The organism is Flagellimonas sp. (assembly GCF_965601775.1).
GTDB lineage: Bacteria > Bacteroidota > Bacteroidia > Flavobacteriales > Flavobacteriaceae > Flagellimonas.
This window is the reverse complement of sequence record NZ_OZ271837.1, coordinates 3,179,063-3,202,574: the sequence shown is the minus strand read 5'-3', so window position 1 is coordinate 3,202,574 and position 23,512 is coordinate 3,179,063. Positions and strand designations below refer to the sequence as shown.

Here is a 23,512-nt window from a genome sequence, read left to right as displayed (position 1 = left end):
GGCTGCTGGACAGTATTAAATAGCAATGGCCAATTTCTGGGGGTTTGAAAATTTCACCGGGGAGGTGGTCCATACCATGTGAACTGATGGGTATCGGACACTAGGCAGAATTACATGAGGCCCTTGAAGAAGGCTTCTAGTGGGATTTTGTGGATTTCCAGAATACGAAAGAGAGTTGACATCTTGAAATTGCCCCCACTCTCAAGACGCCAGTAATTTCGCCTGCTCAGGTCATGCTCATTGGCAAAGGTTTCCAAACTGGAATAACCCGCTTTCAGCCGTAATTCCTTGATTCTTTTTCCGATGGCCTTATATCTGTCTTGGTCGTCCTGTTTCCCCATAGGGCCAATATCAAAAAATCACCTTTAAAAAATAACGCTCTACAGGGCGTGAATTCCAAACTATTGACTACCTTTAATTCATTGAATTGTTACGAATTTTCCTACCATCGTGTGCTGACCTAAAATATGAACAAGAAAAAACATACCCATCTGTTTTATGGGGGTGAGGAGGCTACTGCACTACTCAAAATGTCCCGGGAACGACTTATGGAGGCCGACTGTGATGACTTCATGGTATATCGGGTTTTGGATGGAACCAATGTCGAAAAATTGGAAAAGGAACATTTGGAAGATTGGATAGGGCCTATACGTATCGATGAGAATACGCATCTTTTGCTGCACCTGAACTTGTGCCAAAAGGTCAAAAGGAACTTTTCGAGGAAATCCGCTCCAAAAACTTCTAATGACTGAAGGCGTATGCCTTTATTTAGGATAGTGGGATACCCGAAAACTATGCCGCCGAATGGACCAAGTAAATCCCGAAAATCGGTAAGAAACCCTTCTTTTGCCTAAATTTACGCTATGTCACAAACCATCCATACCGTTTTGGATTTATCGGAACCTGTGGATAAACTGTCCTTTAGGGAGGTATTTTGGGAAAAGGGCGGTTCTTCCCCTGACAACGTCCCAGTAAGACTGTCGGAAGCGCAGCTCATTGCACTTATAAAAGTGTTGTTTACCTATGGCCTCCATTATGATGAGGTACGTGGGGAAAAAAGGCCAACTTTTATGGAATCCATAAAGTACAACACCAATGGTATGTTCGATATTCCCCAATCTTTCTGTGGACATTTATTGAACAATCTGCACAAGGGGGCAAAATCACAATTTCAGAAATTTCTTGAGATGGAACATGATCTCCGGGACCTTCTGTCCAATGAACAGCTCATGGACTTTGTGGAAATGCAACTTATCGACCCCTCGGTCTCTTACCGAAAATGGGAATATGGCCGCTATGCGCTGGACCATATGGCTAAGGAGTTGTTAATTGACTTGGATTGGGAGGCTGAGCGGAGCCGAATAGCTTGGTACAATATCCCAATGGATGATTATTTGGTTAATGTAGAAAAAGGGCTAACGACCTTTGGCGCGGGATTGGACAACCATGAAAAAGGCTTTCTAATATTGCTTTGCAAGACCAACGTATTGGAACAGGATTCCACCTTAATGGATTACATGCTTGCCGGGGATATCGTGCAATCCAATTTGGTCGGGCTTCATCTTCGGAAGGAGCAATTGGCGACGGTTTTAAAGAAAACCATCGAAAATGGTCTTTCAAAGGGAAGGGATAAGAAAGGGCCAAAACCATGAGCGAGGTCGGGGCCTTGTTGCGCTACCTTAAAAAAAGGGATATGGGAGGGGAGACCCTCATACAAGGAAATACCTATACCTCCGAGCAGATAAAATTGGCGCAGCAACTCTTGGTGGATGCCCAAAAGGAATTGGACCACTCCCGAAAAAAACCGAAATTATCCAGAAGACGGGCCTTTATCGTAATTCTTGAAGAAGGCTATTATGATGTCAAGGAATATCCAAAAAGTCTTACCCTTGAGAGCATCCATAGAAAAGCTTCCCAACGATTTGAGTTTTCCCATCGTGCCATGAATTCCTTTACCACGCCAAACGAGGTCCATCCAAAAGACCCTTGCCGCCATTATGAGAACGATGGTCTCAGAAAGGCAAAATACAGGCAAACGCTCGCCCACCTGGTCACCTATTCCCAATTGTATTTTGAAATTAAAGAAGCGGCACTATCGTTGGAAGTAACCTACAGGGATGTTCTGCAATGCTGATCCCTGGGTAGCGTACAGCAACCCGTGTACGCTACTGCCCATAATAAATCCGACACTGCCCTAGGTTTGCCATAAGAAATCGGAGGTCACGAAGCAAGCCATGTTTTTGTAAACAAAAACTGCTCACCCTGTTCGCAAGGCTTGTCGGGGATCCTCCCCAAACCCCTAAAAATGGCACGACCCAAAAAGGATGTAAAATCGTTAAAGGCTATAATCGTAAGTTTTAGGCTCAATGTGGACGGTTACCTTGAACTGGCCAGCAATGCCGAGGCATTGGGCATCACCATTCCCCAATTTATCCGAAAAAAGATATCCGGTTCAGTGCTCACAAGGATGCGGTATTCGCCCATCGACCGAAAGGTTTTCGTGGAGCTCTCCCGTATCGGGAACAACATCAACCAACTTACCAAACAGGCCCATCTAGGCATGCGGAATCTGGTACACCTGGACAGGCAATTGGAGGAACTCAAACGCCTATTGGAGGATCTAAAATCAAAAATCCTGAACGATGATAGCAAAGCAGATTAAGGGAAAGGATTTCTATGGGCTTTTGGCCTACAACGAAAAGAAGGTGGAAAATGACCAAGGATGCATGCTGGACACCAATATTACCCATGATACCGTGGTCAATATGACCAGGGAGTTCAATATAGTGCGACAGCTACGCCCTCGCCTTGGAAAAGCGGTCTATCACGTATCGCTCAGCCTTCCGATAGGGGATAATCTGGGCGATAGGGAATTCACGGCACTGGCCTTTGATTACCTCAAAGGAATGGGCTTTGACAACAATCAGTACATCGTGTACCGCCATACGGACACCCAGCATGAGCATATCCACATCATTGCCAATAGGGTAAAGTATTCGGGCAAGGTGGTCTCCGACAGCAGAGACTATCAGCGAAGCGAAAAACTGGTGCGAAAGCTGGAGACCAAATATGGACTTTCCACGTTGGAAAGGTCCGAACTGAAAAAGAAAGCGGGCATCACCCAAAACGAAATCGAAAAGGCGATTCGCACGGGACAAGCACCCATAAAACTGGTACTGCAACAACGGATAGACGGCGCACTGCTCCGATCGAACAACGTTGTTGGGTTTATAGAGGAGCTCAAGAAAAAGAAAGTGTATCCCATGTTCAATGCGAGCTTGACCACAGGAAAGGTCACAGGGATATCTTTTGACCACGAAGGAGTGGTTTATAAAGGTAGCACCCTGGGCAGACAGTATTCATGGAACAATATCATCAAACATCTGGATTATGAACAAGATAGAGACCGTTCAATTATTCTCGAAAATAGCCGACCAAGTCAACGAAATGCGGGAACTTTTGGAGAAATCGGACCTGGACCGAAAAGAACTGTTGGAACTCCAAAGGGAAATGCTCAGCGGCCTGAAAATGCTCATGAGAAATCAGAGTACCATGTGGGAAAGAATAAAACAATGGGATGGGTAAAGCCATTGGTCGATGACAATCCTTGGAATGCTTTCAGGCTGGAACTTCAAGAACAGGATAGGTACAAGCGAAAAAGAAAACGAAGGAGGAGAAGGATTTAAGAATCTGTAGGTGTGGATTTGGCGAACAACAAAATACTCGATGCCGTGGTAGAAACCCTCTCTATAGAGGAGTTGGAAGCCATCCTTGTCCGAAAGAAAAGGGAAAGGGACGGAATGGGTGGTGTACCACAACCCAAACCTATGTCAGAAAGGGAACAGCAAAAAACACATTGGATAAAAGTGATGGTTTCCATGGGTATAATTTACCCGCAATAAGTATTGATAGTATACTGCCAAGAACCCGAATTATATATTCATCCACAGCTTTTGATGTGTTCCATAAAAGGTCAATTTGTGATACAACATAAAAAGACCAAGAATTGAACTTGATAGTTTAAAAAGTAAAAGTCAGGCGAATTTGTCTCATGAAAAGACCAGTTTAAAGAACTCCGATGTTTTCTGTGTAAGGTTTAAACAACTGACAATTCTATGGAAAAACTAAAACAAACTTAATATGCAATCCGCAAATCTATGATGGAATAGGTCTAGTTTATCAGTATCAATGTTCACATTAATTCTTTTCTACATTCATAAAATAGACTTTCAATATTTTACTGGATTCTATTGGTCTTTAGTTCTTTTTGAATATCATAATACTTCCACCAATACTGGGAATCAATAAGCGATTTTTCTTTTGTTTTATCTTTTCTATATTGTGTATTTAAACAACTTAATCTTGTACAAACGAGTATTAATAGTTCAAAAATTTTGGATCAGACAAATACCGATACTATTTTTTTAAAAAAAGGCCATTATCTGGCACCATGCTTTTCTACATCAAATTTTGGTGATTTTTTGATTGGTATCACTAAATATGAAACTCCTGTAGAAACCGGGAATTTGCATTCGCATGAAAAACCCATGATAAGCTTTGTACTTCACGGTAACAATACTGAGGTTCGCAGAGGAAAAATGATTGAAAGAACAACCGGCTGCACAAACTACTATAGCGCTCATGAACAGCATAGAAATATTTACAACCGGTTTCCTGCAAGGCATGTGAGCATAGAATTCGAATACGATTTTTTGAAGAAATATGAATATACCGAAGAACAAGTCGAGTTAGCTGTTAAAAAGAGTTATGATGCTATTTTTACATTCATTAAACTAATGAAGGAAGCACATGTAAACGATGCTCAATCCAAAAGTACTGCGGAAATGCTATTCCTTTCGTTCATGGGAAATAGCCTTAGTTCAAATAATGACACACAAATTCCCTCCTGGATGAAATCAGTTAGGGATATTTTAAATGACCGATGGAATGAGAATCTCTCTCTTAAAGAACTAGCGGAGAATGTAAATATTCACCCTACAACAATTTCAAAACATTTTAAAAGATATTTTCAATCTACCCTGGGAGAATATACTAGAAAACTAAAGGTTACTCGCTCAATTGACATTCTACATTCTTCCAACTGCTCACTTACCGAAATATCCTATATATGTGGGTTTTCAGATCAAAGCCATTTTACAAGAACTTTTAAGTCTATGACCGGTTATCTACCCAAGGATTACATTAAACTTTAAGCAAAAGGCCAATTTCATTCTATTTTAAAGAAAGGTCACGGTCTTTCTTTGCTTGCACAATATAAAGGGTCAATAAATATGAAAATTCAAAATTATTTTAAAAGAATCGTAATAGTATGGTTCATTGGTCTTATCCTTGTCTCCTGCAATCAAAAAGCAAGCAGTTCAAAAGATTCGAACATCATGGTATTGCGGGATTCCCTGACAATGGAAGTCAACAATCTTCTAAAGCAAGGATATATTAATGGATTTGGGGTGGCAATCGTAAATGACGATACCACTTTATATGCCCAAGGTTTTGGGCTTTCCAGAATAAAAGGAAAAGTCCCTTACACCAAAAACACATTACAAAACATTGCTTCGGTTTCAAAAACGATGATTGGATTAGCCTTGCTCAAAACCCAGGAAATGGGCGAATTAAATTTAGACGATCCTATTAATGACTACTTGCCCTTTAAGGTTTTCAATCCATACCATCCTGAGGCAACCATTACCATAAGACATTTAGCAACACATACCTCGAGCATACAGGATGGTGATTTATATGGGGCGAAGTCGTATATCATGGAAAATGCCAATGACGCAACATTGGCCAAATCGTTGCCCAGTTCCGAGGAATTCAACTTACCTGAGGACGAAATCGAAATGGGCGTATTCCTCAAAAATTTTCTTGCCGAAGAAGGGGCTTGGTTCGATAAGGCCAACTATTTGGAAAGCAGACCTAGCGAACTTTACGAGTATACCAATGTCGGCGCGACGCTTGCCGCATATATTATTGAACGTTCCACCAACCAGAGCTACGCGCAATTCACAACACAACATATTTTAAAACCCTTGGGAATGTCCTCATCAGGTTGGAAAACTTCGAATGTAGACCAATCAAAACGCACACATTTATTTACTATCGATCGGAAGAGAATTCCTGATTATAGACTGATTACCTATCCCGATGGTGGATTGATTACCTCTATTGATGACAAGGCAAAGTATCTATCCGAATTGATACGAGGATATCATGGAAAGGGTGAACTGCTCTCAAAAGAAAGCTATGAGCAGTTCTTTTCAGAGTTTCTCTCCGAAGAGAATTTTGAAGAAGAACAAGATACCGACCGCCCTTTTGATGATGAATACAATTCTGGACTGTTTATTGGGCATACCCCCATTGGCTATTTAGGACATATGGGCGGAGACCCAGGGGTTTCGACCTTTATGTTCTTTAATCCCAAAACAAAAATTGGGAAGCTCCTCTTTGTCAACACGGACTTAGATGCAACAGGTGCTGAGCAGTTTTATGCCATTTGGGATACCTTAGGTGAATATGAGTTAAGATTGAATAGTGCATCCACTGGAACATATGATAAGTAAGTCTGTCTCAATTCTTTCTTCTCTAATTGTATTCTTTGAAGCTGTCTTAGGTTATGGTCAAATTGAACCGAGACTCCAGGGAATAGACGCTGAATTGAATAAGATTTTATCGATTTCAAAAGCCCCAGGTTTAGCGGTGGCAATCGTGGAAGGGGATAAAATAATATATGCCAAAGGATTCGGTTATCGCGATTATGACAACAAATTTCCCATGAACGCCAATACAGTTATGCCCGTAGGCTCAACTACCAAGGCATTTACTTGTGCTTTGTTAGGACGATTAAGAGATGAGGGAAAGTTGGCATTTACTGATAGCCCGATAAAACATATTTCCCAATTGAGGTTCTATAGGCATGAATTGAATACAAACATTACTATCAAAGATTTGATGACCCACCAAACAGGCATCCCAAGGCATGACGAATCATGGTATCTGTTTCCCAGTCACGACAAAGATAGTTTGGTACAAAGAGTACAATATCAAGAACCGTATACCGGACTTCGTCAAGAGTTCCATTACAATAATTTCATGTTAATGCTTCAAGGCGTTATTTCGGAACGTATAACAGGCAGCAGTTGGGAGGCGAATATCAACAACTATTTTTTGAAGCCACTGGATATGAAACGTTCCAATACTTCTATTTCAGAGCTGAAAAATAGCACCAACAGAGCGATCGGTTATGAGTTGCAGCATGACACCTTGATTCAGAAAGTAGACTATTTTGACCTAGCTGGAATCGGACCGGCAGGAAGTATCAATAGTTCAGCAAAAGAAATGGCCAACTGGCTAAAAGTTTGGTTGAATAAGGGAGTATATCAAGGCAAACAAATCCTATCAGAATCTTATGTGATAGAGGCTATGAGTTCTCAGGTCGTGACAAGTGCTTCTTTGCCAGAGAAAGAATCGCCTGATATGCATTTATCCAATTACGGGTACGGTTGGTTCATTTCGTCGTATCGTGGGCATTATCGGGTACAGCACGAAGGCAATATTGATGGGTTTTCTGCAAATGTTTCTTTTTTTCCCAGTGACAGCCTTGGCATCGTGGTGTTGACTAACCAAGGGGCTTCTTCTGTTACTTCAATGGTAAGGAACAGCATAGCCGATCGAATGTTAAAAATCGAACCAACGGATTGGGTACAAGATTTTTTGTTAGAAAAAGAGAAGAACGAAAAAGAAAGAAATAAGATCAAAGAAATAGCTACAGTAAACAAAAAAGATAATTTCGAGCACTCAAATAAGCCAATTTCTTATACTGGAAGCTATCAAAATAAAGGATATGGTACGTTCAAAATTTTTGAGGAAAAGGATTCGCTATTTGCACAGTTCAAACTCAAGAAATATTATCTAAAACAATCTGACACTGCGGTTTTCACCCCTTTTGAACTAGCAGGGTTAAAACTGGAAGATTCAGGTCTGCCCGTGTTCCACTTTCAACACAAATCGGAAAGAAAAAAACAAGTCTTATCGCTTAAAATACGTTTAGAGGAATCATTACAACAACCGATTACATTCAAAAAATTATAATTTAAACCCTTTAAAAATGAAGGAATCATCAATCAAAAATCAATCAGCTTACCATTCCAAAGTGATTTTGGCGCTAGTCATCATTGTTTTGCACTTTTCCAGTTGCTCCGAAGCAAAACGAACAGCCCCCAAGTCTGAAAAGGAAAATCATGTATGGTCCAATGGTCTCATAAATGCATATAGGGCTTTGGATGAGGATAGGAATACCGCTTCTGCGGATTTACTATTGGAAGCCACAGAAAATATGCCCAATAAAAACTGGGAGAATTATTTTGTCTGTGCCACTATCTATGCTCCAAATGGTGAAACAGACAAAGCATTTGATGCTTTGGACAAAGCTATCGAATCAGGTCTTAGGGATTCTCAACTACTCAATTCGATACCGGAATTGTCTAATCTGTATGATAATCCGAGATGGAAGACCGTAATTGAAAAAACAGAGAATAAACGAGGTGAATATTTACGAAAAATTGAGAGCCCTGAAGTATTGGAATTACTTGAGAATCTGTGGGCAGAAGACCAGCGGGTACTTACCCAATATAATGAACAAATTGCCTTATTGGACAGTACGGTCACCGATGAGGACTATGACCGACTATTCGAGCCGATAGAGAAGAGATGGGATATCAATAAAATTAAACTGGATAGTATAATTCAAATTTACGGCTGGCCTGGAAATCGATTGGTGGGCGAAGATGGTGCCAAAATAAGTTGGGGAATACCCCAGCATCATCCCAACGTTTTTTTTAAACAAAAATGTTTGTCCAAGATAAAAGAAGCAGTCGAAAAAGGAGACATGGATCCCAACCATTATGCAGAGTTGAACGATAGAATCGCAAGAGAAACATGGCAGAAACAAACCTATGGGGCCAGTATGGGTCAGAACGCACCTTATCCGATAGCTAATCCATCAGAAGTCAATCAAAGGCGGTTTGAACTGGGACTTCTCGAACCAGTTGAGGTCTATGCGTATTACCACGGCATAACTTATGTGGCACCTTTTGAGGAAGAGGCTAAGCTTGAGGCAAAAACAAATTTTGAAGAGGCTCAATCGAATTACGCCAAGTTTGGGAAATTCATAAAAGCCAAAGAAATCGATTCTGCACTTTTCGCATTAAAAAAGAGCATAAAACATTATGGTGATTTAAACAATGAGCAACTTTATAAAGCTGCCTTGACACTTTCCGCTCAATCAGAAGAACGCGCCAAAAACCTTAGCCTGAGAATATTGAAAGTACTTATTTGGCGAAAGTGGGAAGAAAGATTTGATTATATCCAGAAAAGTAATTTCACAGAAATTGATGAAGACGATTGGAATACCATCATAAAATTGCTTGAACAAAGCAAGGTTAAAATAGTATAACGGAGGCAACCAATCCAGTTACTTTCCATCTTATTAAAAAATTTTTATGCTAAGGCATAATGTTTATATTTTGTTTTTTTTTCTCTTCTCCTGTTCAAATTCAGCCAGAGATGACCTTATTTTTGACAGCAATATTTTTCCACAACGTTGGGAATTGACCGGAATGTCAACAGGTCTATCTGGAGGTCTTTTAGAAGGCGACGATTTACCATGGACTGAAACCATAGTTCTTGAAAAAGATTCTCGATTTTTTAAAACGAGGTTATTAGATAATGAAGAAAGTGAAGGAAAAGGTATTTTCGATTTCAGTGAAATTAATAATGAGATGTATCTTATTTTAAATTATGATACTGGAACAGACTTGATAGAGAGCTGCGGGAATGAAAACCAAACTGAAACCTTTTTCATGCCTTCGGTGACAGCTCTAATAGGAGGCTCTGCTCCATGCGACGGCCCAGGATTGTTTTACGAGCGGAAAGAGTAAAAGTCTTACTAAAGCAACTCGGGAAATTATTTTCAGAAAAGAATTTTTAAAGAACAATCTACTCACCTGGTTTCTTGGAACAACCTTTTCCAAAAAACGCAGTTCAAATGGATAAGCAGTTCAAATCTTCAATATCATTATCTGTAAAATATTGGAAGGTCTTGGTTGATTCTCAACAAACGAACGTGGCTGTTGCATAAGTCATCTGTGTTCAGGATATTGATTCGAATACGCAGTTTTTACAGAGTCTTCGGGAGGACCGGTCTTGGTTGGATTTGCCGGTAAAAAGCGGTCAGGTAGCTTTGAAGTACGTCCATAATGGCCCTTAAAATGCCTATTGAGGGTTTCCCTCCCCCTTTCTTTAGATACTTTTTCAAGTTGAAGGCGATTGCAGCCATGAGCATGACCTTGTGGGCACCGGCCTTGCCCAATACGCCTATCTTTCTCAGGCCGTAGAACTGGGTCAGGCTTCCGAACACGGGTTCCACCATACTTTGTCTAAGTCTTTTCATTTGTCCGCCCCTTTCGCTGTGCTGTCGGGCGTAGGCCCTCAGGTACGGTTCGTCGTATATCGTTCTGGTGATACTTTTGCATTTCTTTTTTGGCGCACATTGGGGTTTCATGGGGCAGGCCTTGCAGTCCCTCGGTGCCGCCCAGTAGTTTTTCAGCACGGTGCCGTACTTGTTGGTACTGAACCCCTTGAAGGGCAGCGGTCTGTCCATCGGGCAACGGTACTCGTCCCTTTCCCTATTGTATGGGAAACCTTCTATCTCAGGTTTGTATTTCCCGAAGACGGGTATCCATCCGGTGACCTTCCTTTGCTCGAGAAAATCGTAGTTGGAGCCGTTGGAGTACCCTGTGTCCGCCAAGAGGTCCGTCATTACGAGTTCGTTCCGCCCTAAACGGTCCTGAACCCGAAGGCCGATATCCTTCAGGTATTGGCTGTCCCTGCCGTCGGCAAAGTCCGCCTGGATATGCGAGATGACCCCTTCCGCCGTATCGACCGCCATGCTGCAGCGGTAGTTGAGCTTTCTGGCCTTGCCCGGCTTTACCGATATACGGGCATCCGGGTCATGGGGGTTGTAGTGTGTCTTGTTGCTCAGCAGGCGTGCCTTTTTGTGGGATCCGCCGACCAGTTGTACCGGACCCTCCCGAAGATTTCGATGGTGCTTTTCCACTCGCTTCAGCTCGTGTTCGGGAGCGGTGATATGTGCAGGGGAAACGGTCTTTGATTGGCTTTGCCCGGTTGCCCCGTTTTCTTCAGACACTTTCTTCAAGTGGTTGCCTATGGAGTCCGCAGGCATTTTCGGCACCACGCTTTCCATGGACGCGTTCGCCTTTATAGGGGCCGAGTCCACTGCTTGGGTGTGGCCGGAAACCATCCCGCTGTCTACGCAAAGGGCAAATACCTTGTTGAACAGTTTCTCAAAAAGGGATTCCGGGTAAAGCTGCCTTGTCCTGCTGATCGTCGAGTGCCATGGCAGTTCCTCGTCAAGGTCATAGCCCAGGAAGTAGAGCACGTCCATCCGCATGCTACAGTGTTCCACCAGTTTTCGGTCTGAGGTGATGTTCTCTAGGTATCCCGTAATCAACAGTTTGAAGAAGACCACTGGGTCGATTGATGGATTGCCCGTACAGCCATAAAGTTCCTCTGTGTCGCGGTAAAGAAAACTCAGGTCGAGCGTTTCGCGGAGCCTTCTGTAAAGGTTGTCCTTGGGAACACGGTCCGACAGCCTGAAACTGAGGAACAGTTTTTCGGTGTAGTTCTTTCTGCCTTGCATACCATAAGTTACCTATTTCCCAACGCTTATGAAAGCAAGAATCGATGAATATCAGAGTTGTGCAACAGCCACGAACAATTTATGGGAATCTACCTCTCCTAACAAATACTCGCCTTATTAATAAACTTAAATCAGTACAATCATCAAATGAGTGTTTCACCATTAAAAATAAAACATTTGAAACAGCCGACACCAAGTTGTTGAATCGCAACTTAAGGTGCCGACTGCATGAATGTAAATTAATCAATTACATATGGGCCATCAGAATCTCCGTTAACCCCATTTCTAATAAAAAATGACTTGCCATCTGAACTAAAATATAGGAGCTTGAATCCGGATTCTGTATTCCCCTGGGTGAAACTACAAGCAGCTCCGATATCTGAAAATAGAAAATCTTCATCATTTGAAACATCCTCTTTATCACTCCATTTACGAGAAGTATTGATGCCAGAATCTGTTACATTATTGGTAATAATGTTTCTGGTTTCGTAAATATCTCGAATATAAGACTCCGTTGCACTTGAATTATTATTGCCCTTTTGAAAATAGCCGTGATCATAGGTGTATTCGTTATGTCCTGTTATTGTGAAAGGTGTATTGGAGGTGTAAAATTCATATTCTTGACCTAAATAAACTACGGCATCAAAACCAGTACCAGATAATGGAAAGGTTTCGCCATCAAGTAAACTTGAATTATGCCATACTTCTATTTGAACAGGTCCCTTAATTTCAGAAATTATTTTGCTATTTGGAATAGTACTACTGTTTCCTGAATAGGGGTTTTGGTCAAAAACAAGTTGTAAGATTTCATTACTATTTTTGTCATAGACAAAGATATTTCCAGGCCGTGCGAGTGTTGCAGAATCTAAGGCGTCAAAAGGGATTATGCCGAGTGGAGCACTACCATCATTAATTGAATATTTAGGTGAAATATTGCCTGTATTTCCATTAAACCAAACATACTCAGTTCCAGCTCCATTAAATAAAATGGCGTTTGAGCCAGCCACAGCAGTGGCTGCACCGACACCATCTTCAAACAATCCAACCAAATTGCTATAACCTTGTGGAGGTCTTGCTCCCCTTAAGGAACAGATTACGGCATCATATTCGGTAGCCAATTTTGTACCCACTGTTTTACTAGGTTCAAGCACACTTTTAACTACATAAGATAAGGGCAGGGCTTCAGTAATATTAGTGCTTTCCGCTAGTTTTTCACCTATCGTATTAATATCAAGCTCTCCGGTAAGCGAGAAGGCACTTTGGGCACTGCCGCCATAAGCAATAATCTTGGTTTTCACCTCTTTTAAAGCATTGTATTGGTCATACTCTATTTCGCCTTCAATCTTAGACCGTAAACCCTGATACGTACCCTCAACTCTAGCCCGAAGTTCATTAACAGAACTGGTGGACTCCACTAACATATAAAAAATACGGCCGTAAGTTACAGAGGATATAAATGTTGCCGGGTTGTCTGCTTGAACAAAAGGCGATAGGTCCTCACCTGTTACTTCAGGTGCGAAAATATCATCCAGACCATTGATTTGATCCATAGACATCGTATAGTACTGTTGTGTCAATTTCACAAGCACCCTATTATATTCTTTCTCATTCGAAAAAGAAAGATTGGCGGATGCATTGATGTTATATGACTCATAACTTACGCCCAATTCCAATGCCATTTGTTCTTGACTATAGACTTCTTCCACCTCTAATTGAAAGTTGGCCGGAACAATGTTGGGGTCATTGGCAATAATCTCATTCATTGCAATTTGCATATTACCCTTTGTCACTTTATCAACAGTTATGGCAGATGCACTATTACCATTAAGCAAATTGATGGATACCGTACCACCAGCTCTATCGACATTAATACTAGAGGGAGAATTGGCACTAAGGGTCTTACCCTGTAAAAGATTGCCAGGCCATATCATCTCGGCATTAGGGTTAAAAAGTGGGAACTGACCATTACCATCCAAGACACTTACTTTTTTAGTGGTACAGAAATAGGTATTGGTCACATCACCATCGGCAGTACTTTCGAGGTACTCTTCATAATAGGGTTCAGAAACTTCAAGGGTGTCTGCAACCCGTTCCACTGGATAATCTTCAACAACTCCCCGCGCCAAAACCTCGGTAATTGTTAATTCTGTACCTGAACCACCCGGGACATTCGGATTAGTAGGGTCCTCGGTAGGCGATTCATCTTTACTACAGGCATGCAAAAGAAAAATGAGCACTATGGGTACTGGTGTCAAGACTTTTAAAAGTGACTGCTTTGTTTTCATAACTTCTTGGTTTTTAGATTCAACACTTCAAAACTAGAAGAGCGTAGATGTCTAACCTAAAAACAGAGCTAGACAAATCCTAGACGTATAGCATATATTAAAGCTAATCTTGACCTAGACAGGTATAATATCACAAGTAAATGGAAAATTTATAAAACAAATAAAATCAATGTTTTACAATTATTTTATCAACACTTAGATGTATTTTATATCTAGACATTATATTGACAGAATCTTTTGAAACAACAAACAACATGTTTCATAGCTTCACATAATGAGTATCTTGCCAAAACAATTACCTAAATGATGAAAACAGTAAAAAATGCTCTAACACTTTTTGTTTTAATGTGCAGTTTTAACCTAACGGCACAAAACAAAATGGATATTGATAGCCTAATACTTCAATTCAAGAATCAACCGTTGGATACCCTAAAAATCCAAACAATCAAGAACATCGTCAATCATTATATGTATCGAGAACCGGAGCAGGCGAAAGAATTTGCAATTAAAGAGTTGAAGTTTTCAAAAAGGCTGGACTACGATTCAGGAATTTCCCTCGCAAACTACCATCTAGGAATAATCTACTACAACCTTGACAACATTGATTCGGCTCGACACTACTATAAAACCAGTCTTCAATTAGCAAAAGAGATAAACAATGGTCTATACATATCTCAAGCATATCGTGGTTTGGGCATTTTGGAGTTCACTCAAGGTAATTTGAAAACCGCGGATAGCATCAACAATATGGATCTTGAACATGTCATCAAACTTAAGGACAGTACTGGAATTGCATTGTCTTATGGCTTCAAAGGAAATATAAATCAAAACAAGGGTTTCTACGAAATTGGATTAAAATATGCCCTAAAGAGTCTTGATCTTTTCGAAAAAATAGGAGATTCAATACGCATAGCCGATTGTTTTAATCATCTGGCTATACTCGAATATAACCTAAGAAACTTTGATAAAGCTTTAGAATATAACAAAAGAGCTTTAGTAATTTATGAAGATTACGAAGACCTTTATTACCAAGCGCAGGCCCTAAATGATATAGGCTTAATGCACCATTTACTTGGTGAACAAAATACGGCGTTGGGATTTTTTGAAAGGAGTATCCAAAAGTCAAAAGAGGCGAAAGTAGAAGCACTGGAGGTCACAGCCTTAACAAACATTGGCTCAACGCATATTAAACTAGAAAAACCTTTGTTGGCGGTTCAGTTCCTAAATGAAGCTATCGAAAAAGCAGAGAGCATCAATAGTTTAAGAAAGGCCGCGATTGCAAAGAACAAGCTTGCAGAGGCCTATCTCTTGCTGGATAAACCAGCCGCATCCAGCAAAATCCTTGACGGGGTGAGGACCTATGCAGTAAAAACTGAAAATCAATCCATTTTAAAAAAAACACTTGAACTTAGCAGCAGGTCCAACGAAGCTCTTGGCAAAACCACTTTGGCCCTTTCTCAGCACAAGCAATTCAAAAGGATTAATGACTCTTTAATTGATTCAGAAAAAATCAAAAAAATAGAGGAACTACGGGCAATCTTCGAAACCGAACAAAAAGAAGCTGAAATCGCTCTACAACAAGAAGAAATAAAGACCTTAAATGAAAAAGCTAAGGTTGATAAATTAACCAAAGGGATTTATGCAGGCGGTATGGCGTCTGCCCTTGCCCTTTCGGGAGTTTTGGTTTTTGGATTTCGACAACGCATTAAAAAGAACCGAATCGAAAAAGAGAAAATCACCAAGGAATTGGAACATAAACAAAAGGAATTGACCAGCCAAACCTTGCACCTAGTACAAAAAAGTCAATTTCTCGCCGAACTCAAAGAAAATTTGGAGAGCTTGAAAAACTCACCTGAAAAATTTAAACTTGAGTTTAAGCGTATTGTCATGCTACTTAAAAAACAAAGTACGGCCGACAAAGATTGGGAAGTTTTTAAATCTTATTTCTCTGAGGTTCATCAGGATTTTGAGACGCAATTGAAAACCTTATCCAATAAAGTTACGGACAAGGAACTGCGCTTAGCCTCTTATGTCAAGATGGGCTTGAATAATAATGAAATCGCCAACATATTAAATGTGCTACCCACTAGCATTCATACGTCCAAATACCGACTAAAGCAAAAGTTGAACATTGATAAAGACCTTGACTTTGATGGCTTTATTAAAAGTCTATAAAAGTTCGTAGCAATAATGGTGTAGAAACAAAGACAACAATTAAATTAATATAATTTTAATTCTGAAATAAATAATTATGTCCTCCGTCTTCTGTCCTATTATAAGAACACATTTTTGGAATTTAGCCCGACTGCCCAATTAGTCCCTTAAACTCACGGTTTTACAGGACACCTAGTATCTGCCAGAAACCACTTCATGTTGGTTATTATGGTAAATACATTGGAAACTTTGAGCCTAAGGGCACTTCATCCCTGGAAAAATATAGAATACAAGACAAAAAGCTACTCATGTGAGTGGCTTTTTGTTGATGGATGTACCGGTTATTTAAACAGGTGGTTTCTAAGCTATGTGGCTGCATGATCAAACATAGACTTGGTTGTCGGTAGTTCGGCCAAGAAGTTCAATAACCCAAAATCATGAATCATTCCATTGTAGCGCACTATGGTCACAGGTACACCCGCTTTATCAAGTTTTCCCCCATAGGCTTCTGCTTCATCCCTTAAGATATCGTTCTCTGCAACTTGAATCAAAGTCGGTGGGAGGCCTGTCAATTGTTCCAAAGAAGCTTGGAGCGGAGAAGCATAAATGGATCTTCTTTCTTCTGGATCTGTCGTATACTGGTCCCACATCCATTTCATGATCGGAGTGGTCAGGAACCTGTCCTTGGCATATTTTTCATATGACTTTTGGGAAAATGAAGCATCCGTTACCGGCCAAAGAAGCACTTGTAGCTTGATATCGGGTCCACCCTGTTCCTTGGCTTTAATGGCAGTTACCGTTGCCATATTGCCCCCTACGCTGTTTCCGACCAAGGCCAATCTTGATCCATCAACATTGATCTGTTTCCCATTTTCGGAGACCCATTTGGTGGCAGCATAAATTTCATTGATGGCCTTCGGGTACTTAGCCTCCGTGGATGGGGTATAGTTTACAAATACCGCCGATAAGCCAGATCTTACAACCAAGTCCCGCACCATCCGCTTATGTGTGGGGTAATCTCCCAAAATCCATCCGCCACCATGAACGAAGATGAATACCGGAAGTTCCCCTTCCACGCCTTCGGGGCGAACAACGTTCAAGCTGATTTCGTATCCATCCGCCTCGATTGTTTTTTCTGATTCCTCGATACCAGAAAAATCAACATCCGCAGCGGCCTGTGCCCCAATTAAGACCTGCCGGGCATCTTCTTTTGAAAGCGTCTCCAGGGCAGGTCCACCGGAGGTATTGAGAGCTTTTAAAAACTCTTTGGTTCCTCGATCAAGGTGTTGATCTGTCAAATAGTCCTCTACTTGACCCTTTACCGGATTGTTTATCGCAATAAGTATTAAAAGTTTAATTAAAGTCTTCATCATTTTAATGTTTTGTTATTTCGCGGCTGTTGCCTCCAGTTCCACCACTGTGGTTTCAAACAGTTTACTGACCTCCACCACGGTTATTGCCGTTCTAATGTTGTTCGATACAATCCATTCCTGAATGGTTCCAAAGTTCTGGCCCAATTCATCAAAGGATGTGGTATACAAAGTAATCCGGGTAATATCCGTGTTTTTGTATCCTGCCTTTGCCAGTACCTCTTCAAGGTTGGCAATCGATAAAAGCAACTGACTTTTGAAATCAGCCGTACTAGAGATGCCGTTGGCATCGATTGCGGTCTGACCTGATATGTACAAGGTGCTTTCAGGGTTCTTTACTTCAATGGCCTGAGCGTAATGACGCTCATCTTGCCATGTCCAGGGGTTGATTTCTTTTCTTTCCATGTTTTTCTCTGTTTTTTCTTGAGCACGAAGGTTTGCTATCGTTAGCAGCACAATTGCTAAAACTGTAATTCGTTCCATCTCAAATGTTATTAAAAGTTTATGGTACAAAGTTGAAAAATGGACAAAGGCCATACCTGTGAGCCAACTCACGTAAGTAGCCCATCAGTTGTGATTTGGGTCACAAAAACACTTGCTAGTAGTGGAGTCGACTTAGGGTTTCTCGGGAAACACCTAAATAAGCCGCTATTTGTGTCTTGGAAATTCTTTGCCCAAGGGAAGGGTATTCCTTTAAAAATTGCTCGTACCTTTCTTTTGGATTTGTGGTGAGCAGGGAAAGGATTCGTCGTTGGGAGCTCATGAATCCCCCATTTGATTTTTGGAGCCAAAAGGCCCCCATTTTTGGTAGTCCCTTACTTAGTTTTTGGTAGCCTTCCAAAGTAAGGTAACATACCCGGGTAGCTTCCAAGCATTTTAGGGAGTAGGTTGCCTCCGATCGGTTGAAAAAAGCATTAAAGTCACTCTCCCACCAGTCCTCCATGGCAAAGGAAACGATATGTTCGTTGGCGTTCTCATCATGGTACACAAGCTTCACAAGCCCGGAAACAATGAAATATGCATATTTGATCGGATCACCATTTTGAAAAATGAAATCACCCTTTTCGAATTCCCTTGTCTTGAACTGGGTAAGCACAAAAGCGAACTCCTGATCGGTCAGATCAACGATTTCTTCAAAATGGTTCCTAAGTCTTTCGTGCATTAAAGTTTATTTTAAAATGATGAATCCTATCATCGATGCTTTTACAGAAAGGAAAATCAAGTTCCATAGAGTTCATTTCCATTCGGGTATACGTCCAAACGACCAACGTATTTCTTGAAATTACTTCACAATAGGGAATATAACAAGCAGCAACCTTAGAACCCTGGCCGTTACGATGAGGTTGATGCGTAGAGCATCTTAGTTTTGTAGAACATTCCCATTCAAGCTATTTGTTAATTTAGTAAACCGGATGCGTATCTACAAAACAAATACTATTTTACCCTAGCAACCCTAAAAACACAACCATGATCTCAAAGGAACATAATACTATCATTCAGTGGAATGATTTTGTAAAAATAGAAATGAGAATCGGTACGGTAATTACCTGTGAAGTTTTTAAAGAAGCAAGAAAACCCGCTTATAAAATGATCGTTGATTTTGGAGATTTCGGATTTCGTAAAACATCTGCCCAGATAACCGACCTATACCGTCCAGAGAACGTGATTGGCAAACAAGTTGTGGCGGTCATGAATTTCCCGCCCAAACAGATAGCGAACTTTATTAGCGAGTGTCTGATTTTGGGTGGTGTTGGTGAGAACAATGAAGTGACTTTGATTCAACCTGAGCGAGAAATACAGAATGGAACCAAAATAGGATAAAATGATACTCGAAGTTGCCTACTAAAATTTCAGGTATGATAAATCAATCATCTAAGAAGGAAATCTTTCGCGTTCCCAACTTCTATCTTGAACCAGGGTAGACATTTTGTCTCGGATGGAGTTTAGATTAATCCCATAAAATCAACGTTTCTAGGGAATCTACTAATTCACTCCGAAAAGTCTCAATAACTCGCCCATTTAAGGGAGGTAAATCTGTAGAAAGGTGAGAAATATAAACGGTATATAATCAATGATGATATATTCCTATATTAGTTAATAACTATATTCCCCTGTTGTACGTCTTATGACAAACAACTGTTTAATAAAGCAAAACGGGATAGCTGAAAACCGATTAGAGTAAGCACTTAAAACTAAAACTGACCAAATATGAAATCAACTTCAAAATTTTTAATTACTACGATTTGCTATACAGTATTTTCAACTATTTCAGTATTCGGACAAATAACAGACGAACAAAAACTTTTGTATAAAACAGGAAATCCAGCTGATTGGCCAAAAGACCAAGATGCAGTTGTGTCTGCACCAAATAATCATAAAATACTATTGGAAAATGATAAAGTAAGAGTTTTAGAAGTAACCGTCTTACCAAACGAAATTGAGCCAGTACATCATCATCAATGGAAAAGTGTCTTATATATTATGGATGCAGGAGATTTCATTGACCGAGACGCAGAAGGTAATGTGATTATGGATACTCGGAAGTTACCTGAACCTCTTGTTTTTCCTTTGACAATGTATAAAGACCCTGAAGCACCTCATACGGTAGAAAATTTAAGCGATACGAAAACTATTCGGCTGATTAGAGTAGAAATGAAAGAATAAAATACGAACGCACAACAATGGCTATAAGTAATTGCTTGGTCTCGCCTGCTTCTGAAAATCCTCGCGGATTTTCAGTTCGGTATGTACTTGCAAAGTTAAGTGCTAACCCACGCAACTACTCATAGCCGAGACCGTTGTGCTTAATTTAAATTAAACGAATTCAATAACATTAGAAAATAGAGATATGAATGAAATACTCCAGGAATATGCTTTGATTGCTGAAATCATATCAGCGATGGCTGTGATTATTTCACTGATTTTCGTTGGTTTTCAAATTCGAGATAATACTAAAGCTACTCAAGCATCGACATTTCATGAAATTACGACTCTAGATATTCAATTACTTTTAAGTTTTGCAAATTCTAAAGAATCGGCAAGAATAGTTTCGTGTTTTAGAGCTAGTCCCGATTCATTGACCGAAGAAGAATACAATCAAGGTTTTTACTTTTTTGCTGCAGAAGTGCGTCACGTCGAGAATTTATTTTTACAGCACAAAAATAAAATGCTGAATGAAAGAGATTGGAATTCTAGAAAAGCTCTAGTTGAAGGTGTAGTGCAATCACCTGGTTTTGGAGCGTTATTAAAAAGTCCGTTCTTACAATTTTTTGATGGATCATTTATTGAATTTGGAGTAAATCAAAGAGAAAAATTAAGTGAAATAAAAGATAAATACCCTATTAACAGCCTCCTTTAAAGGCTAAAAATTTCTAACCAATCAAAATAATGGATTAAAGAAAGACTAAGCACAACAATGTGTATAAACCATTGAATCGGTTCATACACGAACACGTTAGCCACAAGTTTCATAATTGGGTAAAAGCAAACAATAATTAATCAATAAAAAGTTTTACTAAAGTGATTTCAACCTCAAATCCGATACTAGAATTTGGTCCTATCACTACCGCTATCATTTTTGGAATTGTTCAGGCAATACTTATTATTTACTTTTTCAGTATAAAAAAGAGATACCGACAACATAAACTGATTGTTTACATTATTACGGTTTTGCTCATTATGCAAATTGAATCCTTTTTTTTGCGTACGGGTTATATGAGCTATTACCCTCATATATTTATGACATCCATCCCATTTATATTCCTATTAGGTCCATTTACATTCTTATATTGTAAATCACAAATGAACCTAAAAAGGCTCAAGTTCGAATTTTTTCATCTAACTCCATTTCTGTTTTATTTTATTTATTCATTCAACTTCTTTTTTCAACGAGGTGTATTTAAAAAGTCCATATACCTCATGGAGTTTCGGACAAATATTCCAACAGAATTAGTAAAACCACATTTTTCGACTGACCCGTGGAACATTCAGGGTTGGGTAGTCGTTGAACTTTTGTCCTTGCATTTGTTTATTTATGGATGCGTTTCAATAGTACAAATCATAAAATATAGAAGAAATGATAAAAAAGTTGAACGGGAAAAAATTAACTGGTTGACGTATGTAACAGGTATTTTGATATTAGGCAGCCTGATTCTTTTCTTCTCGCAAGGAGGCAAGATTGAAGGTTATGTATTCTTTAAAAGTCCATTTCCACATTATTCTGCAGATCTGTTTAGTGTTTTTGCTATGTATCTTATTACTCTTTATCTCCTTGGTAAAACTGATCTTTTTAAATTCCCGAGTAAGAAATACTCTAAGTCATCATTATCCTCATTTTACAAGAGAGAAAAGCTTAACCAAATTACCACCTTGATAGAAACTGAGAAGCTCTATCTCAATGAAGATTTTTCATTAAAAATGCTTTCCGAAAAAAGCGGCCTAAGTACTCACAATATTTCACAAATTCTGAATGAGGAATTACAAGTTGGTTTTATAACTCTCACAAACTCCTATAGAATTGAAGAAGCCAAAAGACGGCTATTAGGTGATGAGTTTAATTTAAAAATGGAACAACTGGCTTATGATCTTGGTTACAAATCCAAGTCCACTTTCTTCTCGGCTTTCAAAAAGGAAACGAATTCTACACCTTCAAATTATAGGAAAAAAAGTATTCAATAGTATTTTCCGATTGGTTCGAACCAAAAATCTTAGGAAACATATCCAACCGTACTCAGTCAAAAGTACATTAGCTGGAAACTTTTAAATAATGAAAAAACCAATTATTATTGGAACCCTATTAATTATTGGACTCTTGACTTTGACACAATCTTGTTTTTACAGCCCAAGATATATTTATCGTGTTGTTGCTTGGCAAGATGCTGACTATGATGACTTTGAAAAATTTAAGTATGCAGACATTAAAAGGGCGCATGTAGCATATAAATTCATTAATGGCACAAAAGCACAAACAAGTGATGTGGTTAAAACCTTTGAAGAAGATTCAACCATATCCAATCTGGATAACTTCTTAAAGAAAAAAAAGACTCATTCCTTTATTGTAATAAGGAATGATACATTATTATACGAAAATTACTTTTCTGGTAATGATCGTAATTCATTACAAACATCGTTTTCGGTCTCTAAATCAATTTTATCGCTATTAATGGGTATCGCCATACATGAAGGTGCAATCGGCAACATTGAGGATCCAATTACAAAATATGTTCCAGAACTTGAGAAAGAAGATATAAGATTTAGAGATATTACAATTATGCATTTGCTAAAAATGCAATCAGGTCTTTCTTATTCCCATAATATAAGCTTCCCATTTGTTACTGGAGATAGCCCTAAAACCTACTATCATCCAAACTTGAGAAAAGTAGCTATAAAGCATTCTAAAATCGAGCAAAAACCAGGAATTAAATTTAAATACAATAATTACAATGCTTTACTAATTGGTCTAGTCTTAGAGCGCACTACTGGAAAGTCCATTTCAAAATATTTAGAATCCAAAATATGGCAAAAGATTGGAACGGAGTATGATGCCACATGGAGTACCGACGAAAATAATTTTGAAAAAATGGAAAGCGGGTTTAATGCAAGAGCCATAGATTTTGCAAAAATTGGAAAACTAGCTTTAGATAATGGAAAATGGCAAAATAATCAAATTGTGCAATCTTCTTGGATTGATGAATCTATACAACCTAAAATGGATAGCACGTATCAAAATTTTAGTAATCCAAAATTTTGGACTTACAACTACCTTTGGTGGGGAATTCCAGAAAAGAATACAAAATCTGACTTTATGGCTATAGGCAACTTAGGGCAGATAATATATGTTTCTCCAAGGGCCAACACTATAATAGTGAGAAACGGTGATGAAGCAGAACTTTTTGATGATAGTGATTGGATCATACTCTTTCAGAACTTTATAGAAAATACTCTTAAACCTAAAGAGTAAACTTATTATA

23 protein-coding genes are annotated in these 23,512 nt (G+C 39.4%); 17 read left to right on the top strand and 6 right to left on the bottom strand.

Features of this window, described 5'->3' with window-relative positions; all coding sequences use genetic code 11:
* Positions 1 to 110 precede the first annotated feature (110 nt).
* Positions 111 to 341 (bottom strand): helix-turn-helix domain-containing protein, encoded by a 231-nt coding sequence (locus ACSLUF_RS14835; protein ID WP_431129849.1) that lies wholly within the window; start codon positions 339 to 341, stop codon positions 111 to 113.
* A gap of 126 nt (positions 342 to 467) precedes the next feature.
* On the opposite strand from ACSLUF_RS14835, the gene ACSLUF_RS14830 reads away from it, so the two are divergent.
* The 11 genes from ACSLUF_RS14830 (at position 468) to ACSLUF_RS14780 (ending at position 9,953) form a co-directional block, all read left to right on the top strand.
* Positions 468 to 752, top strand: a complete 285-nt coding sequence (locus ACSLUF_RS14830) for a hypothetical protein (RefSeq protein ID WP_431129846.1) — start codon at positions 468 to 470, stop codon at positions 750 to 752.
* A gap of 111 nt (positions 753 to 863) precedes the next feature.
* Positions 864 to 1,652, top strand: coding sequence for a hypothetical protein (locus ACSLUF_RS14825; protein ID WP_431129844.1), 789 nt, complete (start codon positions 864 to 866; stop codon positions 1,650 to 1,652).
* The gene (locus ACSLUF_RS14820) at positions 1,649 to 2,134 is read left to right on the top strand and encodes a hypothetical protein (RefSeq protein WP_431129841.1); all 486 of its coding nucleotides are present in this window, start codon (positions 1,649 to 1,651) and stop codon (positions 2,132 to 2,134) included. Before ACSLUF_RS14825 ends, ACSLUF_RS14820 begins: the two co-directional genes overlap by 4 nt.
* 171 nt (positions 2,135 to 2,305) lie before the next feature.
* Positions 2,306 to 2,662 carry a plasmid mobilization relaxosome protein MobC gene (gene mobC, locus ACSLUF_RS14815; protein ID WP_431129838.1) on the top strand — a complete coding sequence of 119 codons (357 nt, stop codon included), beginning with the start codon at positions 2,306 to 2,308 and terminating at the stop codon, positions 2,660 to 2,662.
* Positions 2,643 to 3,686 carry a relaxase/mobilization nuclease domain-containing protein gene (locus ACSLUF_RS14810; protein ID WP_431129835.1) on the top strand — a complete coding sequence of 348 codons (1,044 nt, stop codon included), beginning with the start codon at positions 2,643 to 2,645 and terminating at the stop codon, positions 3,684 to 3,686. The genes mobC and ACSLUF_RS14810 overlap by 20 nt, the downstream gene beginning before the upstream one ends.
* A 12-nt stretch (positions 3,687 to 3,698) precedes the next feature.
* A complete protein-coding gene (locus ACSLUF_RS14805) occupies positions 3,699 to 3,902 on the top strand; it encodes a hypothetical protein (protein ID WP_431129832.1) in 204 nt (67 codons plus the stop codon).
* Positions 3,903 to 4,394: 492 nt separating this feature from the next.
* Complete coding sequence (locus ACSLUF_RS14800; protein ID WP_431129829.1) at positions 4,395 to 5,213, top strand: helix-turn-helix domain-containing protein; 819 nt, start codon at positions 4,395 to 4,397, stop codon at positions 5,211 to 5,213.
* 78 nt (positions 5,214 to 5,291) lie between these two features.
* Positions 5,292 to 6,578: a serine hydrolase domain-containing protein gene (locus tag ACSLUF_RS14795; RefSeq protein WP_435623461.1), complete on the top strand. Its 1,287-nt coding sequence runs from the start codon at positions 5,292 to 5,294 to the stop codon at positions 6,576 to 6,578.
* The gene (locus ACSLUF_RS14790) at positions 6,568 to 8,106 is read left to right on the top strand and encodes a serine hydrolase (protein WP_435623460.1); all 1,539 of its coding nucleotides are present in this window, start codon (positions 6,568 to 6,570) and stop codon (positions 8,104 to 8,106) included. The genes ACSLUF_RS14795 and ACSLUF_RS14790 overlap by 11 nt, the downstream gene beginning before the upstream one ends.
* A 16-nt stretch (positions 8,107 to 8,122) precedes the next feature.
* Positions 8,123 to 9,469, top strand: a complete 1,347-nt coding sequence (locus ACSLUF_RS14785; protein ID WP_431129820.1) for a DUF6624 domain-containing protein — start codon at positions 8,123 to 8,125, stop codon at positions 9,467 to 9,469.
* A 46-nt stretch (positions 9,470 to 9,515) separates the two neighbouring features.
* Entirely contained in the window at positions 9,516 to 9,953 is a 438-nt protein-coding gene (locus ACSLUF_RS14780) for a hypothetical protein (RefSeq protein WP_431129817.1), read from the top strand.
* A gap of 239 nt (positions 9,954 to 10,192) precedes the next feature.
* Here ACSLUF_RS14780 and ACSLUF_RS14775 read toward each other — a convergent pair whose 3' ends face one another.
* The gene (locus tag ACSLUF_RS14775) at positions 10,193 to 11,734 is read right to left on the bottom strand and encodes an IS1182 family transposase (protein WP_431129814.1); all 1,542 of its coding nucleotides are present in this window, start codon (positions 11,732 to 11,734) and stop codon (positions 10,193 to 10,195) included.
* A gap of 239 nt (positions 11,735 to 11,973) precedes the next feature.
* Entirely contained in the window at positions 11,974 to 14,019 is a 2,046-nt protein-coding gene (locus ACSLUF_RS14770; RefSeq protein ID WP_431129811.1) for a thiol-activated cytolysin family protein, read from the bottom strand.
* Positions 14,020 to 14,322: 303 nt separating this feature from the next.
* Here ACSLUF_RS14770 and ACSLUF_RS14765 point away from each other — a divergent pair, with 303 nt between their 5' ends.
* A complete protein-coding gene (locus tag ACSLUF_RS14765) occupies positions 14,323 to 16,194 on the top strand; it encodes a tetratricopeptide repeat protein (protein WP_435623459.1) in 1,872 nt (623 codons plus the stop codon).
* Positions 16,195 to 16,538: 344 nt separating this feature from the next.
* Here ACSLUF_RS14765 and ACSLUF_RS14760 read toward each other — a convergent pair whose 3' ends face one another.
* The 3 genes from ACSLUF_RS14760 to ACSLUF_RS14750 form a co-directional block, all read right to left on the bottom strand.
* Entirely contained in the window at positions 16,539 to 17,546 is a 1,008-nt protein-coding gene (locus ACSLUF_RS14760) for an alpha/beta hydrolase (RefSeq protein ID WP_431128157.1), read from the bottom strand.
* A 12-nt stretch (positions 17,547 to 17,558) separates the two neighbouring features.
* Positions 17,559 to 17,948, bottom strand: coding sequence for a RidA family protein (locus ACSLUF_RS14755; protein ID WP_431128160.1), 390 nt, complete (start codon positions 17,946 to 17,948; stop codon positions 17,559 to 17,561).
* A gap of 193 nt (positions 17,949 to 18,141) precedes the next feature.
* The gene (locus tag ACSLUF_RS14750; RefSeq protein WP_431128163.1) at positions 18,142 to 18,705 is read right to left on the bottom strand and encodes a Crp/Fnr family transcriptional regulator; all 564 of its coding nucleotides are present in this window, start codon (positions 18,703 to 18,705) and stop codon (positions 18,142 to 18,144) included.
* Positions 18,706 to 19,010: 305 nt separating this feature from the next.
* On the opposite strand from ACSLUF_RS14750, the gene ACSLUF_RS14745 reads away from it, so the two are divergent.
* From ACSLUF_RS14745 to ACSLUF_RS14725, 5 genes are all read left to right on the top strand, one after another.
* Positions 19,011 to 19,364 (top strand): tRNA-binding protein, encoded by a 354-nt coding sequence (locus ACSLUF_RS14745; RefSeq protein WP_431128166.1) that lies wholly within the window; start codon positions 19,011 to 19,013, stop codon positions 19,362 to 19,364.
* 387 nt (positions 19,365 to 19,751) lie between these two features.
* Positions 19,752 to 20,207 carry a hypothetical protein gene (locus ACSLUF_RS14740; RefSeq protein WP_106143224.1) on the top strand — a complete coding sequence of 152 codons (456 nt, stop codon included), beginning with the start codon at positions 19,752 to 19,754 and terminating at the stop codon, positions 20,205 to 20,207.
* Positions 20,208 to 20,391: 184 nt separating this feature from the next.
* Positions 20,392 to 20,901, top strand: a complete 510-nt coding sequence (locus ACSLUF_RS14735) for a hypothetical protein (protein ID WP_211297979.1) — start codon at positions 20,392 to 20,394, stop codon at positions 20,899 to 20,901.
* A 560-nt stretch (positions 20,902 to 21,461) separates the two neighbouring features.
* A complete protein-coding gene (locus ACSLUF_RS14730; protein WP_431128170.1) occupies positions 21,462 to 22,220 on the top strand; it encodes a helix-turn-helix domain-containing protein in 759 nt (252 codons plus the stop codon).
* A gap of 88 nt (positions 22,221 to 22,308) precedes the next feature.
* Positions 22,309 to 23,502: a serine hydrolase domain-containing protein gene (locus ACSLUF_RS14725; protein WP_431128173.1), complete on the top strand. Its 1,194-nt coding sequence runs from the start codon at positions 22,309 to 22,311 to the stop codon at positions 23,500 to 23,502.
* The last annotated feature ends 10 nt before the right edge of the window (positions 23,503 to 23,512 follow it).